The organism is Salinivibrio sp. PR932, from assembly GCF_001996125.1.
GTDB classification, from domain to species: domain Bacteria; phylum Pseudomonadota; class Gammaproteobacteria; order Enterobacterales; family Vibrionaceae; genus Salinivibrio; species Salinivibrio proteolyticus.
In genome coordinates this window covers 16,811-30,746 of sequence record NZ_MUFM01000018.1, presented here as the reverse complement: position 1 = coordinate 30,746, position 13,936 = coordinate 16,811, and the positions used below count along the sequence as shown (strand labels likewise).

Sequence of the window (13,936 nt, the reverse complement as noted above, 5' to 3'; positions counted from 1 at the left end):
GACAATCGCGACAGTTTTTGCTACACCATAAAGGGAAAGTGTGCTGATTAGACCAGTATTTTGCTGCGATTTGCGGTGAATTCTCTATAATTGAGCCCACTAAGGACAAATCGGCGTGCTTGAAGCCCATTCAGCATGCCATCAGGCTGGAATCCACAAAGTGCTGCATATTGACAGCAAATAGGAGAAGTAAGCGTCAAGATGTCTACAAATAACCGTGTTTTAGTCTTAAATGGCCCAAACCTCAATTTGCTAGGCCAGCGTGAACCCGATCACTACGGTAGCCAAACGCTCGATCAAATTGTCGCCGCGTTGCATGCCCAAGCGGCAACCTTAGGGCTTCACCTTGAGCACTTACAATCCAACAGTGAAGCCAACCTGATCGATGCCATTCACCAAGCCATGGGTGAGATGGATTTTATCATTATCAATCCTGCCGCTTTTACGCACACCTCCGTCGCCCTGCGCGACGCGTTGCTCGGTGTTGGGATCCCGTTTATCGAGGTGCACCTTTCCAATGTGCATGCTCGAGAACCCTTCCGTCATCATTCCTACCTCTCTGACAAGGCTGTCGGTGTAATTTGTGGGTTGGGAGCAGATGGCTACGAATTCGCATTAACGGCAGCTGCGCGCCATTTGGCGTTTGCAGCTCAGTAAAACAAACACAAGAAGAGACGACACCATGGATATCCGTAAAATCAAAAAATTGATCGAACTGGTTGAAGAGTCAGGCATTGCTGAGCTCGAAATTTCTGAGGGCGAAGAGTCGGTACGTATCAGCCGTTCATCACCTGCCGCGCCTCAGTTTGCTGCACCACAGTATGCCATGCCAGCCCCTGCGCCTGCCGCTCCAGCAGCAACGGCCGCAGAAGCGCCAGCCGCAGCGCCGGCAAGCGCACCAGAGCCGACGGGTCACCAAGTTCTTTCGCCAATGGTGGGTACTTTCTATCGCGCGCCAAGCCCAGATGCAGCACCGTTTGTTGAAGTTGGCAGCCAAGTCAATGCAGGTGATGCCTTGTGTATCGTTGAAGCAATGAAGATGATGAACCAGATCCAAGCAGATAAGAGCGGTGTGGTAAAAGCGATTCTGTGTGAAGACGGCCAGCCAGTTGAGTTCGACGAACCACTCGTAATCATCGAATAAGCGAGGGCCGTATGTTAGATAAAATTGTTATCGCCAACCGCGGTGAAATCGCGCTACGGATTTTGCGTGCTTGTAAAGAACTCGGCATTAAAACGGTGGCGGTACACTCCACTGCAGACCGCGATCTAAAGCACGTCCTGTTAGCGGATGAAACGGTTTGTATCGGCCCTGCGCCGAGCAACCAAAGCTACCTAAATATTCCTCGTATCATCAGCGCCGCTGAAATCACCGGCGCGGTGGCGATTCACCCGGGTTACGGCTTCTTGTCGGAAAACGCCGATTTTGCTGAGCAAGTAGAGCGCTCTGGCTTTGTCTTTGTCGGCCCCAAAGCCGACACTATTCGTCTGATGGGTGACAAGGTCTCTGCAATCGAAGCGATGAAAAAAGCAGGCGTCCCTTGTGTTCCTGGCTCTGACGGCCCATTGGGTAGCGATCAGGAAAAGAACAAAACCATCGCCAAACGTATTGGCTACCCGGTGATCATCAAAGCGTCAGGCGGCGGCGGTGGCCGTGGTATGCGTGTGGTTCGCTCTGAAGCCGAACTGGTGGATGCCATTGCGATGACCCGCGCCGAAGCCAAAGCCGCGTTTAGCAACGACATGGTGTACATGGAGAAATTCCTTGAAAACCCACGCCACGTCGAAGTGCAAGTCTTGGCAGACGGCCAAGGTGGCGCTATTCATCTCGGTGAGCGCGATTGCTCGATGCAACGCCGTCACCAAAAGGTGGTTGAAGAAGCGCCAGCACCCGGGATTACCGATGAAATGCGTAAGTTTATCGGCGAGCGTTGCTGCCGTGCCTGTATCGAAATCGGTTATCGCGGCGCAGGCACCTTTGAATTCTTGTACGAAAACGGCGAATTCTTCTTTATCGAGATGAACACCCGTATCCAAGTTGAACACCCTGTCACCGAAATGGTTACCGGTGTCGATCTGGTCAAAGAGCAACTGCGCATTGCAGCGGGTCAGCCTCTGTCGTTTACCCAAGATGATATTCGCATTCGCGGCCATGCCGTCGAATGTCGTATTAATGCCGAAGACCCAGAGCGCTTTATTCCGAGCCCGGGTAAAATTGAGCGTTTCCACTCACCAGGCGGTATGGGTGTGCGTTGGGAGTCACATGTGTATGCGGGCTACCGTGTTCCTCCTCACTATGACTCCATGATTGGTAAGCTGATTTGTTACGGTGAGAACCGCGATGTTGCGATTGCTCGTATGCGCAATGCGCTGGCCGAAACCGTGATTGATGGCATTAAAACCAATATTCCGCTGCAAATCGATATTATGAACGATGAGCACTTCCAACACGGTGGTGCTAACATTCACTACCTCGAGAAGAAACTCGGATTGTCTTAATCTGTATTTCGCATAGAAAAAACCTGCCGCGTCGAGACGGCAGGTTTTCATCTCTTTCTCCCCATACAGAGACTAACGAGGCATAAGTTGCTGCTCCAACGCCTCTATCCCTGCGACGACTTGGTGCGATAAGGGTTCGATCTCTAAATACTTGTTGTTTGCCGCTTCGAGATTACCTTTGTCATGCAAGTCAATGATGTCCTTCAAGGTACGATGCAGCTGTGCATGTGGCTTTTCAAGCTGGCGATAGGCCGGCAAATGCCCCGCAATATCTTTGCCTTCGCCGTAGAACCATTTACCCAACCCGCAATGGTGATGAGAGCACGCCACTTTTCTATCCATGGCTTCCGCATTGCCATTTAAAAAGGCGCGCATCTTACTTTTCCAAGCCAAGTGCGCATTCTTGATCGCAGAGAAATCGTGGGCTTTGTCACTCGCACCATTGAGTTTGAAATCCGCTAACGCCACTTTAAGAATTTGCGAGTGCTCGGTAAGCTGCCTTGCTACTTCGCCAGTTTCTGAGGCTTGTTGACTGGCCGCCGAGCTTTGCTCATGAATTTGCTCGACAGAACGACTCATTTCTTTGGTGACTGTCGCCTGCTCATCAGCCGCAGTGGCGACCTGTACGCCCATATCCCGAACGAGGCTAATTTGATCGACAATGTCACGAAGTATCTGCTTCGAGTCTTGAATGTGAGTGAGGGTTTCTTTCGCCACTTGATTATTGCTCACGATGTTTTCAGAGGCTTGTCCAATACCAACACGTAACCCTTCCAACATCTGGCGAATATCGCCTGTCGCTTGCTGCGTGCGCTGAGCCAGACCGCGTACTTCATCGGCAACAACCGCAAAGCCACGCCCCTGATCCCCAGCACGTGCCGCTTCAATGGCTGCATTCAGTGCGAGCAAGTTGGTTTGCTCTGCAATGTCGCTGATCGTCTCGGTGACCGTACTAATTTTTTCACTCTCTGCCGCACTGGCTTGGATCTGAGCAATCGTCTGCTCTAAATCTGCCATATATTGTTCCATGCTTGCGCTTGCCGCCGATACCAGCTCATCCCCTCGGCACGTACTGTCTTGGGTTTGCTCAATAGTTTCAGCGGTACGAGTCATATTTTGTGCCACTTCTTCGACTGTCGAGCTCATTTGCGACATCGCACTGGCCACTTGCGTTGTGTGTTGCACTTGAGCATGCATCTGATTTTGCATGGTATAGCCACGCTCTGACAGTCCATCCGCGTACTGCACCAGTCGGGAGGTATTCTCCATGACTTGACCAATAATGACCCCAAATCGTGCTTTCACCATACGAAAGTTATCGGCCAGCTCTCCCATCTCGTCATAGCGAACTGGCTCTGTCGCATTATCGAGATCACCCGAGGCCAACAAGCGCATGGCTCGGGTGGTTTTTTCCACCGTAAACAGGACACGGTGGCGGACAACCCAAGCTAATAAAACTACGCTCACGATCGTGCCGATAGCGGCATAAAAGGCAAACATAAGCCCGTGAATAAACGCTTGATAAGCAACAGCAAGGCTAAGTACCGCACTGACTGCGGACATACCACGCACAAAGTGTCTTATCTGCAGACGCTGAAGCCATGACGGTCGAGGCATCGCTATCGAGCTATCTTTGCGCATCCGAGCATACAAGGCTTCAGCCTTTTCTATTTCCTCACGGGTAGGCTCACTGCGTACGGATTGAAAGCCAACAACCTGATCATTTTTGACCACCGGGCATACAAAGGCATTCACCCAATAATGATCCCCATTTTTGCATCGGTTTTTCACCACACCGCGCCAATTTTTACCCGCCTTAATGGTCTTCCACATATCATTGAACGCGGCTGGCGGCATGTCTCGGTGCCGTACCATAGAGTGATCACTGCCAATTAACTCATTGAGGGAGTAGCCACTAATGTCAACAAATGCATCGTTGACATAAGTAATACGTCCTTTCATGTCAGTCACAGAAACAAGCTCTCCGCGCCCTTCAAACCTCACTTCTTTCTGCGTTACTGGCCCATTATCTTTCATGGTGGCACTCCCTCTATGGTAAATCGCGTGCATAATGAGTCAAAAAACGTGCCTAAAAATCAATCAGCATTTAACCCTATGAATGCAATGGTTAAAAAACAACCAGAAAAAGATAATCGGTACCTAAGGCAGAAAAAACAGGCAAATAGTCGCATTCTGCTAAGCAAAATGCGTCGCCCTCGGAGACTCGTACATCACAAGGAGAGAGATATTTGATATAATCAGCGTTTAATTTTTATACGGACCTCACCATGCCTTGGATCCAATTAAAACTGAATGCAACTGCTGAAAATGCAGAAGCCATTGGCGACCTACTAATGGAAGAAGCGGGCGCCCTTTCCGTCACCTTTTTAGATGCCAAAGACACGCCTGTTTTTGAACCTTTGCCTGGTGAAACCCGTCTGTGGGGCGAAACCGACATCATGGCGCTATACGACGCCCAAGCGGACATGTCGACCGTGTTGGCCGTGTTAAACGCGAGCCCATTGTTGGCGGACAACTTTGCCCACAAGGTCGAACAGCTTGAGGATAAAGACTGGGAACGCGCTTGGATGGATAACTTCAAGCCAATGCAGTTTGGTGAGCGCCTGTGGATCTGCCCAACTTGGTGTGAAGTCCCTGATGATAATGCCGTCAACGTGATGCTCGACCCAGGCCTCGCCTTTGGCACAGGATCACACCCGACCACCGCGCTGTGCCTCGAATGGCTCGACGGACTCGACCTCAGCGGTAAGACAGTGATCGACTTCGGTTGTGGCTCTGGGATCCTCGCGATTGCCGCCATCAAACTCGGTGCCGAGCGTGTGATTGGCATTGATATCGACCCTCAAGCACTACTGGCGTCCAAAGATAACGCAGAGCGCAACGGTGTCGCCGACCAACTGCACTTGTATTTGCCTAAAGACCAACCGGCCGATCTCCAAGCCGATGTGGTGGTGGCCAATATTCTGGCCGGTCCACTCCGTGAGCTGTCTGGCGTGATCAAAGGACTCATCAAACCCGGCGGCCAATTAGCGATGTCTGGTGTCCTCGATACCCAAGCAGAAGACGTCGCCAATCACTACCGCGACAGCCTCACTATCGACCCGATCGTAGAGCGTGAAGAGTGGTGCCGAATTAGCGGTCAGTTACCCGCTTAATCGTTCGCATCGTCGTACAAACGGCTTACCGTACCCTTAACAAGGTCGCTAAGTCATCGTTGACGTGCTACTCGAAATGCTTGATTAATCAGCGAAACGCGACTGATACAAAAAGTGCTGTAAAAATCAAGCCATCAATGCTCAAATATTGTCCTTTTCAGACGCGTCAAAAATGCGTAAAATGCGCGCCCTTGCTGACTCAGAGCGGCTGACAGAGGATTTAGAGCTTTTGCGTATCGGACCTTATAACCTGGATGTCCCGTTGATCGTTGCCCCAATGGCAGGTGTCACGGACCGACCTTTTCGTGAGTTATGTCTTGCGCACGGCGCAGGCATGGCGGTCAGTGAAATGATGTCGTCTAATCCAGCCTTATGGCGAACGAACAAATCGCAAAAGCGCATGGTTCATATTGACGAGTCTGGCCTTCGTTCGGTTCAGATCGCCGGTGCCGAGCCAGAGCTAATGGCCGAGGCGGCCCGCTTTTGTGTCGAAAACGGGGCACAAGTCATCGACATCAACATGGGTTGCCCAGTGAAAAAGGTCAATAAGAAGTTAGCCGGCTCTGCCTTGCTAACGCGACCGGACCTCATTGAGCAAATCCTCAAAGCCACGGTAAACGCGGTGGATGTGCCGGTGACATTGAAAACCCGTACAGGTTGGGACCCGGACAATAAGAACTGTGTAGAGATCGCCCGGATGGCGGAAGATTGTGGTATCCAAGCCCTTGCCCTGCATGGCCGCACGCGCGCCTGTATGTACAAAGGGGAAGCAGAGTACGACAGCATTAAAGCAGCCAAAGCGGCTGTGTCGATCCCAGTGATTGCCAATGGCGACATTGATTCTCCGGAAAAAGCACGTTATGTGCTGGATTACACAGGTGCTGATGCATTGATGATTGGTCGTCCTGCTCAAGGACGCCCGTGGATTTTTCGCGAAATCCACCACTATCTCACTACTGGTGAGTACCTGCCTGCCCCTTCACTAGAAGAGGTTAGGACGATTTTGTTGGGTCATGTTCAAGAGCTTCATCACTTTTATGGGGAGCTCAAAGGATTACGTATCGCCCGTAAGCACGTGGGTTGGTACCTGAAAGAGCATGATCAAATTGGCGATTTTCGCCGAACCTTCAACGCAATCGAAGATGCACAACAGCAGATCGATGCGCTGCAAGGCTACTTCGACAACGTTGCATAAATACGAGAAGAGCTGACAGAATATGTTCGAACAAAACCTGACTTCCGAAGCATTGACAGTAACGACTGTAACTTCACAAGATCAAATTACGCAAAAGCCACTTCGTGACTCTGTAAAAGCATCCCTGAAGAACTACCTAGCGCAATTGAATGGCCAGGAAGTCAACGATCTGTATGAGCTTGTCCTCGCAGAAGTTGAGCAGCCACTGCTGGATACCATCATGCAATACACCCGCGGTAACCAAACCCGCGCAGCCACCATGATGGGCATCAACCGCGGTACATTGCGTAAGAAACTGAAAAAATACGGCATGAACTAATCAATCATTGGTTTGGCTATTATAAAACGGGCTAGCCGTCAATCGGTTAGCCCGTTTTTGTTTTCTCTGATGGTACAACGCAGCTTCCCTTAACAGCATGGGTTGGAATCTTCGCTGTCCGCCAGGGTTTCTAATATTGAGCAATGGGTCGCGTCATCGTCGTCCATACCGCAGCAGGCGGCATTTAAACGTGTCAGTGCATGCCTAACCCGCTCAAGTGCGGCTATCTTCTCTGAGACCTCATTCAGGCGCCGCTGGGTGATCCCTTTGACTTCTGCACAGGTGTGTAACGTCGCTTCTTCGCGAATGTCAGACAGCTCGTGAATTTCATCAAGCGATAACCCCATTTCTTTGCCGCGCAAAATGAACATTACTTGGCTAATGGCATCATCGGCATAAAGCCGGTATCCACCCTCTGTGCGCGCACTCGGTGCTAGCAAGCCAGACTTTTCATAAAAACGCAGCGTATCGGTGGAGACACCACAGTGCTTGGCTAGCTCACCGATTTGCAGCAACTTGGTCATCACCGCTCCTCTATCGTAATGCGATTGATCCTTCTTTTTGTAGCAAAGCCGCGACCTTATGACCAGCATTGCATGCGAACCAGAAAAAGATGAAGTGTAAAAACAATAAAAATGTCGCCATCAGCAAATAGCAATCGATTGCGCAAACAAAATCAGATAGAATATCGCCGCTTTGACACTTGGCGGTTTAATAAAGCTTATCCGTGGTGATAGACGCGATGGGCTTTGATAAGCATTCAATCTGTCAGTGAAGAGAACTAAGCCATGGAAAATCTGCGTCCTATTCGTCGCGCGTTACTCAGCGTGTCTGATAAAACCGGTGTGGTCGAGTTTGCCCAAGCACTCGCCCAACGCGGTGTCGAACTGCTATCGACCGGCGGTACTGCCCGTTTACTCGCAGAAAACGGCCTTGCGGTCACCGAAGTCTCCGAGCATACCGGCTTCCCAGAAATGATGGATGGCCGCGTGAAAACCCTCCACCCGAAAATTCACGGCGGCATTTTGGGCCGACGCGGTCAAGACGATGCGGTGATGGAACAGCATCAAATCGCACCGATTGATATGGTGGTGGTGAATCTCTACCCGTTCGCACAAACCGTTGCTAACCCAGATTGCACACGCGAGCAAGCCATCGAGAATATCGATATCGGCGGCCCAACCATGGTGCGCTCAGCGGCGAAAAACCATGCCGACGTCACCACTGTGGTGAACAGCCAAGATTATGATCGCGTGCTTACCGAGATGGATCAGCACCAGCAGTCTTTGACACATGCCACGCGCTTTGATTTAGCCATTGCCGCGTTTGAGCACACCGCGGCCTACGATGCCATGATTGCGAATTACTTTGGCACCCAAGTCCCCGCCTACCATCACGCCGAAGAAAGCCAAGATTCGCCGTTCCCGCGCACCCTGACGCAACATTGGGTCAAAAAGCAAGACATGCGCTATGGCGAGAACAGCCATCAGGCGGGTGCCTTTTATACTGAAGCCCAACCGCAAGAGGCCTCGGTGGCGACGGCCACCCAACTACAAGGCAAGGCGCTGTCTTATAACAATATCGCTGACACCGATGCGGCATTAGAGTGCGTGAAAGAGTTTGAACAGCCTGCTTGCGTGATTGTAAAACACGCCAATCCCTGTGGCGTTGCCATCGGTGAAGACTTACTCAGCGCCTATCAACGTGCTTATCAAACCGATCCTACCTCAGCATTTGGTGGCATTATTGCCTTTAACCGTGAACTGGACAGCGACACAGCACAAGCCATTGTCGAACGTCAATTTGTTGAAGTGATCATCGCACCGCGCGTCAGTGAGGCCGCCAAAGCAGTGGTCGCAGCGAAGAAGAACGTACGCCTTCTCGAGTGTGGCCAATGGCAAGCACGCACCACAGGTTGGGATAGCAAGCGCGTCAATGGTGGCTTGTTAGTCCAAGCCCGCGACCAAGGCATGGTCGGTTTAGACGATTTGCGTATTGTCACTGAGCGTCAGCCCACAGACAAAGAGCTAAACGATGCGCTATTTTGCTGGAAAGTGGCAAAATACGTGAAATCAAACGCGATTGTGTATGCCAAAGACAGCATGACCATCGGCGTGGGCGCCGGCCAAATGAGCCGCGTCTACTCGGCGAAGATAGCCGGCATTAAAGCGGCCGATGAGCAGCTCGAAGTGGCCGGTAGCGTGATGGCCTCCGATGCTTTCTTCCCTTTCCGTGACGGCATTGATGCTGCAGCAAAAGCTGGGATCACCTGCGTGATCCAACCGGGCGGTTCGATGCGTGATGACGAAGTGATTGCTGCCGCCAATGAGCATGGCATGGCGATGGTCTTTACCGGTATGCGCCATTTCCGCCACTAAGTGGGCGATGAAGGAGAACACATGAAGGTATTAGTGATTGGTGGCGGTGGCCGCGAACATGCGCTGGCGTGGAAAGCCGCGCAGTCATCAAACGTTGAAATCGTATATTGCGCACCGGGCAATGCCGGCACCGCCCACGAGGAAAAAGTCAGCAATATCGCCATTGCTGCTGATGACGTTGAGGGATTGCTGGCCTTTGCGCGCGAGCAACAAATTGATTTGACCATCGTGGGTCCTGAAGCCCCCTTGGTGTTAGGTGTGGTCGATGCCTTCCGTGAGCACGGCTTGGCCATCTTTGGTCCTACCCAAGCAGCGGCACAACTTGAAGGTTCGAAAGCCTTCAGTAAAGACTTTTTAGCGCGACATGGCATTCCCACCGCTGACTACCAAACCTTTTCGACGGTAGAGCCCGCATTAGCCTACATCGAGGAAAAAGGCGCGCCCATTGTGGTCAAAGCCGACGGCCTTGCTGCTGGAAAAGGGGTCATTGTCGCGATGACCGAACAAGAAGCCACCGAGGCAGTGCGCGATATGCTCTCGGGCAATGCGTTTGGTGAAGCCGGTCACCGCGTGGTCATCGAGGAATTTCTGCAAGGTGAAGAAGCAAGCTTTATCGTCATGATCGATGGAGAGCATGTGCTGCCAATGGCCACCAGCCAAGACCACAAACGGGTCGGAGAAGGCGATACCGGCCTTAATACCGGCGGTATGGGTGCATACTCGCCCGCGCCTGTGGTCACCGATGCAATCCATCAACGTGTGATGGACGAGGTAATCATGCCAACAGTAGAAGGCATGCGCGCCGATGGTGTGCCGTATACAGGCTTTCTATACGCAGGCTTGATGATCAGTGCCGATGGGACGCCAAAAGTGATTGAGTTTAACTGTCGCTTTGGCGATCCGGAAACCCAACCGATTATGATGCGCTTGCAATCTGACTTGGTTGAGCTTTGCTTGGCAGGCACGCAAGGACGCCTTGATAAGGTCGAGTCTCACTGGGATCCACGTGCAGCCGTGGGCGTGGTCTTAGCCGCTGGTGGCTATCCGGGTGACTATCGCAAAGGGGATCGTATCTCTGGGTTACCCACCGATAGCGAGACCGCCAAAGTATTTCACGCAGGGACAGCACTAAAAGACGGCGATATTGTCACCGCTGGCGGGCGTGTACTCTGTGCTACCGCATTAGGTGAGAATGTGACTACGGCAAAACAAGGGGCTGATACGCTGGCTGCCATGATCCAGTGGCCGGGCTGCTTTTACCGCCGTGATATTGCCCATCGCGCCATCGCACGCGAAAACGCTACATCATAAGCGAATCAGTGACCGTCACACCATGCCACAATGCGTCCTCTGGGCGCATTTTTTATTCTGCCAATAGCTGAGGACGGGTTAAGCACGCCTTTTCACGGCGCACCAAGACCAAGGCATCGATGGTATCTTTGCCAATACCGGGATTCCCAGCGCCAATCACAAAGGTACCCGGCTGGAGCAGCTTGCTCACCACCACGGGCGGGATCGCATCATCAAAGACCCAACGCTGCCGTTCGCCACGGCAATCTACCCAATATTCACCTATTCGCTGTCCCTGCAAGACAGACACATTGCGCGCGATTTGCCCTTGGGCTTGGCCGAGGATCTGATTGGACTCTTGATACAGGCGCGTTAACGCAGCACTGTCGAGGGGAATAATCGCGCCATCTTGGCGATAGCGTTGAAATACAGGTTCGCCACTGGCATCAAAACGGACATGGAGAGAAAAAGGGACACGCGTATTATCTGCGAGCTGTTCACCTTCACGCTTTAAGGCACGTAATTGGCCATCTCGCCACACATATTCGCCGCGATACTCGCCGTAATCCCCTTGCCAAACATGCTCTGACAAGCTGATTGGGCGCCCCTGTTGGCTATCGAGCCAATAGACCGCACTGTGGTCACCACCCGCAACAGAGGCTGTTACCCGTGTGACAGGCTTCGGGGGTTCGCCACGGCTACAGGCCGTGAGCAGTATGATCAGCGATAACGCCCATACTCTTCGCATTTTGCGTCACCCAGAGACAAAAACGCCATAGCAGAGGCTATGGCGATAATGACGATTGACGCTTACTTAACCGCGTCTTTCAGTGCTTTACCTGCCACAAAGGCTGGCACGTTAGCCGCTGAAATTTGGATCTCTTGACCCGTCTGTGGGTTACGACCCGTGCGCGCTGCACGGTGGTTTACTTTAAACGTACCGAAGCCAATCAGTTGCACCTGCTCGCCTTCTTTTAGGGCACCTTCAATTCCGCCCAAAGTCGCTTCCAGTGCTGCTTTTGCTTGCGCTTTTGAAAGGTCGGCTTTTTCAGCGATCAGGTCGATCAGTTGGGTCTTGTTCATTATGTCTTCCCTTCTAGGTTTTTTTAGAGACGAGCTCACTCTAATTCAAAAGAAGCCCGGCTGGCAAAGGTTTGTGGCGCTTGGTGAGACTATATGGAGGCTCTTTAACCACAAACTGAGCGCGATCTCACAATTTGTTGCGCTTTTTCTCATTTGAATGGTTGTAAAAGCCCGCCACTGGCCTGATCTTTAAGGGGACGACTGGCTTTCATACTCGGGAATATATGCTGACTCTTGTCCTATTTATCTCATTATCTATTGGTGTATCTTTCATTTGTTCTGTGCTTGAAGCAATCCTATTGAGTATTACGCCAAGCTATTTGGCGAATCTCCGTCAGCAAGAACACCCAGCCGCGGCGAAACTGACCGCCTTAAAAGATAATATCGACCGACCACTGGCTTCGATCCTCACCTTAAACACCATTGCGCACACCGTGGGGGCAGCAGGTGCAGGGGCACAAGCGGCCAATGTGTTTGGCGATGCATGGGTTGGGGTATTCTCCGCAGTACTCACACTGGCTATTTTATTACTCTCCGAGATTATCCCAAAAACCATTGGTGCCAACTTCTGGCCGCAATTGGCGCCAGGGGCGGCGATTGTATTGAAGTGGATGGTATGGGGCCTGACCCCCTTTGTGTGGGTATCCGAGCAAATAACCAAGCGTCTTAGCTCTGACGCGACCCATGTCAAACTGCGTGATGAAATCTCGGCCATGGCGATGCTCGCCTCAGAAAGTGGTGAAATGGGTGAAGATGAAACCCAGATGCTCAACAACATGTTGAAACTGCGTGAGCTCCCTGCCACGCAGTTGATGACCCCACGTCCGGTGCTTTTTCGTGTCCCGGCGGAGATGAGTGTAGATACCTTTTTAACCGAGCACAGTGACTGTCCCTTCTCGCGCCCGTTGATTTATGGCGAACAGCGTGATGATATTTTAGGTTTTGTCCACAAATCCGATATCTATGCCGCCAAGACACGCGGGGCTCGACGTACCACCCTGGGTGACCTTATGCGTCCACTCGCGGTGATTTTGCCCGGTAATAGCGTATTACAAGCGTTCGATATCTTAATGATCCGTCGCGCGCAATTAGCGATGATTGTGGACGAGTACGGGACGGTGCAAGGGATAATCACGCTGGAAGATATTTTCGAGTACTTAACCGGCCGCGAGATCATTGATGAAGCGGATACTGTCACCGATATGCAGCAATTGGCCTACCAGCGTTGGGAGTCATGGAAAAAGCAGCATAAGATGATTGAGAGCCAAGACGACGATGAACCACCCGTACAGCGTCAATCGGATGAATCATCGGGATAACCTAAACACAAAAGGCGGCCGAAGCCGCCTTTTTTATCTCATTTTCCGCCGTTCAAAGGCTTAATCCTAAGTTGCTCACACCCGCCTCGCGTAACTCTTGGCGAATGCCTTTAAGCATCTCAACGTCGCGGGTATCCGCACTTTTCAGTACCCGGAAAATCGCCCACTGCGCGTCCCATTCATCACACACAGCTTCATTCGCCTTCTGGTTTTCATCGGTGACTGCATCGCCGGTTTGTGCTTCTTCCAGTTGCGCGACGCTCATCACCGACTGCTGGCTCACTTTCAGCGTAATGGTCAGCATTTCATCACGGTCAAGCAAGGCGTGAAGAAGGTGTGATAACGCCGCACAGGCATCAATGGCTGGATAAGTGAGGTAAATCGCGTCATCGGTGAGCGCAGGGATCAATGGCTCCAGCTTTTCTAGCTGTCGCTCAAAGTCAATTTTGGCCCCTTTCACTGTTTGTGATTCCCACACTGCATCAAGAATATTGCGAAACGCTTGAGGGTCAGCAAATTCAGTTTGCGCACAGTAAAGGGCATAGTTAGGGTACATACGCTCCACCAGCGCAGCCATAAAACTGACGTGCTGCCAAGTCTCACATTTTTCCAAACGCAGTTGTAAGGGGTTTCTTAACATAGCCAATTGATCTTAAATAACGGGGGACAATTGTCCG

14 protein-coding genes are annotated in these 13,936 nt (G+C 51.7%); 9 read left to right on the top strand and 5 right to left on the bottom strand.

Annotated elements, in window-relative coordinates:
• Positions 1 to 201 precede the first annotated feature (201 nt).
• The 3 genes from aroQ to accC are packed head-to-tail and all read left to right on the top strand — an operon-like array spanning position 202 to position 2,499.
• Positions 202 to 657 carry a type II 3-dehydroquinate dehydratase gene (gene aroQ / locus BZG84_RS10155; protein ID WP_077479074.1) on the top strand — a complete coding sequence of 152 codons (456 nt, stop codon included), beginning with the start codon at positions 202 to 204 and terminating at the stop codon, positions 655 to 657.
• A gap of 25 nt (positions 658 to 682) precedes the next feature.
• Positions 683 to 1,144 carry an acetyl-CoA carboxylase biotin carboxyl carrier protein gene (accB, locus tag BZG84_RS10150; RefSeq protein ID WP_077456057.1) on the top strand — a complete coding sequence of 154 codons (462 nt, stop codon included), beginning with the start codon at positions 683 to 685 and terminating at the stop codon, positions 1,142 to 1,144.
• A gap of 11 nt (positions 1,145 to 1,155) precedes the next feature.
• The gene (gene accC, locus BZG84_RS10145) at positions 1,156 to 2,499 is read left to right on the top strand and encodes an acetyl-CoA carboxylase biotin carboxylase subunit (protein ID WP_069586982.1); all 1,344 of its coding nucleotides are present in this window, start codon (positions 1,156 to 1,158) and stop codon (positions 2,497 to 2,499) included.
• Between the two features lie 72 nt (positions 2,500 to 2,571).
• On the opposite strand, the gene BZG84_RS10140 is transcribed toward accC, so the two are convergent.
• Positions 2,572 to 4,536, bottom strand: a complete 1,965-nt coding sequence (locus BZG84_RS10140) for a methyl-accepting chemotaxis protein (RefSeq protein ID WP_158074928.1) — start codon at positions 4,534 to 4,536, stop codon at positions 2,572 to 2,574.
• A gap of 251 nt (positions 4,537 to 4,787) precedes the next feature.
• Between BZG84_RS10140 and prmA the strand changes: the two genes are divergently transcribed.
• From prmA to fis, 3 genes are all read left to right on the top strand, one after another.
• On the top strand, positions 4,788 to 5,675 hold the full coding sequence (gene prmA, locus BZG84_RS10135; protein WP_077479071.1) for a 50S ribosomal protein L11 methyltransferase: 888 nt from the start codon (positions 4,788 to 4,790) through the stop codon (positions 5,673 to 5,675).
• A 229-nt stretch (positions 5,676 to 5,904) separates the two neighbouring features.
• Positions 5,905 to 6,870: a tRNA dihydrouridine synthase DusB gene (gene dusB, locus BZG84_RS10130; protein ID WP_069587013.1), complete on the top strand. Its 966-nt coding sequence runs from the start codon at positions 5,905 to 5,907 to the stop codon at positions 6,868 to 6,870.
• Positions 6,871 to 6,892: 22 nt separating this feature from the next.
• On the top strand, positions 6,893 to 7,189 hold the full coding sequence (gene fis / locus BZG84_RS10125; protein WP_002542007.1) for a DNA-binding transcriptional regulator Fis: 297 nt from the start codon (positions 6,893 to 6,895) through the stop codon (positions 7,187 to 7,189).
• Positions 7,190 to 7,278: 89 nt separating this feature from the next.
• On the opposite strand, the gene zntR is transcribed toward fis, so the two are convergent.
• Positions 7,279 to 7,713, bottom strand: a complete 435-nt coding sequence (zntR, locus tag BZG84_RS10120) for a Zn(2+)-responsive transcriptional regulator (protein ID WP_077479070.1) — start codon at positions 7,711 to 7,713, stop codon at positions 7,279 to 7,281.
• 264 nt (positions 7,714 to 7,977) lie between these two features.
• Between zntR and purH the strand changes: the two genes are divergently transcribed.
• Both purH and purD read left to right on the top strand, forming a co-directional pair.
• Entirely contained in the window at positions 7,978 to 9,567 is a 1,590-nt protein-coding gene (gene purH / locus BZG84_RS10115; protein WP_077479069.1) for a bifunctional phosphoribosylaminoimidazolecarboxamide formyltransferase/IMP cyclohydrolase, read from the top strand.
• 21 nt (positions 9,568 to 9,588) lie between these two features.
• Positions 9,589 to 10,878: a phosphoribosylamine--glycine ligase gene (purD, locus tag BZG84_RS10110; protein ID WP_077678167.1), complete on the top strand. Its 1,290-nt coding sequence runs from the start codon at positions 9,589 to 9,591 to the stop codon at positions 10,876 to 10,878.
• Positions 10,879 to 10,930: 52 nt separating this feature from the next.
• Here the strand turns inward: purD and BZG84_RS10105 are convergent, their stop codons facing one another.
• Complete coding sequence (locus tag BZG84_RS10105; RefSeq protein ID WP_077479067.1) at positions 10,931 to 11,605, bottom strand: DUF1481 domain-containing protein; 675 nt, start codon at positions 11,603 to 11,605, stop codon at positions 10,931 to 10,933.
• 62 nt (positions 11,606 to 11,667) lie between these two features.
• Complete coding sequence (gene hupA / locus BZG84_RS10100; protein ID WP_069586989.1) at positions 11,668 to 11,940, bottom strand: nucleoid-associated protein HU-alpha; 273 nt, start codon at positions 11,938 to 11,940, stop codon at positions 11,668 to 11,670.
• 224 nt (positions 11,941 to 12,164) lie between these two features.
• Between hupA and BZG84_RS10095 the strand changes: the two genes are divergently transcribed.
• Positions 12,165 to 13,259 (top strand): CNNM domain-containing protein, encoded by a 1,095-nt coding sequence (locus tag BZG84_RS10095; protein WP_077456049.1) that lies wholly within the window; start codon positions 12,165 to 12,167, stop codon positions 13,257 to 13,259.
• 52 nt (positions 13,260 to 13,311) lie between these two features.
• Here BZG84_RS10095 and BZG84_RS10090 read toward each other — a convergent pair whose 3' ends face one another.
• Positions 13,312 to 13,899, bottom strand: coding sequence for a YjaG family protein (locus tag BZG84_RS10090; RefSeq protein WP_077456048.1), 588 nt, complete (start codon positions 13,897 to 13,899; stop codon positions 13,312 to 13,314).
• Positions 13,900 to 13,936: the final 37 nt, after the last annotated feature.

Excerpts from the sequence above, each read along its gene's own strand:
- aroQ (WP_077479074.1), top strand. The coding sequence starts at position 202 with ATGTCTACAAATAACCGTGTTTTAGTCTTAAATGGCCCAAACCTCAAT.
- accB (WP_077456057.1), top strand. The coding sequence starts at position 683 with ATGGATATCCGTAAAATCAAAAAATTGATCGAACTGGTTGAAGAGTCA.
- accC (WP_069586982.1), top strand. The coding sequence starts at position 1,156 with ATGTTAGATAAAATTGTTATCGCCAACCGCGGTGAAATCGCGCTACGG.
- BZG84_RS10140 (WP_158074928.1), bottom strand. The coding sequence starts at position 4,536 with ATGAAAGATAATGGGCCAGTAACGCAGAAAGAAGTGAGGTTTGAAGGG.
- prmA (WP_077479071.1), top strand. The coding sequence starts at position 4,788 with ATGCCTTGGATCCAATTAAAACTGAATGCAACTGCTGAAAATGCAGAA.
- fis (WP_002542007.1), top strand. The coding sequence starts at position 6,893 with ATGTTCGAACAAAACCTGACTTCCGAAGCATTGACAGTAACGACTGTA.
- zntR (WP_077479070.1), bottom strand. The coding sequence starts at position 7,713 with ATGACCAAGTTGCTGCAAATCGGTGAGCTAGCCAAGCACTGTGGTGTC.
- purH (WP_077479069.1), top strand. The coding sequence starts at position 7,978 with ATGGAAAATCTGCGTCCTATTCGTCGCGCGTTACTCAGCGTGTCTGAT.
- purD (WP_077678167.1), top strand. The coding sequence starts at position 9,589 with ATGAAGGTATTAGTGATTGGTGGCGGTGGCCGCGAACATGCGCTGGCG.
- BZG84_RS10105 (WP_077479067.1), bottom strand. The coding sequence starts at position 11,605 with ATGCGAAGAGTATGGGCGTTATCGCTGATCATACTGCTCACGGCCTGT.
- hupA (WP_069586989.1), bottom strand. The coding sequence starts at position 11,940 with ATGAACAAGACCCAACTGATCGACCTGATCGCTGAAAAAGCCGACCTT.
- BZG84_RS10095 (WP_077456049.1), top strand. The coding sequence starts at position 12,165 with ATGCTGACTCTTGTCCTATTTATCTCATTATCTATTGGTGTATCTTTC.
- BZG84_RS10090 (WP_077456048.1), bottom strand. The coding sequence starts at position 13,899 with ATGTTAAGAAACCCCTTACAACTGCGTTTGGAAAAATGTGAGACTTGG.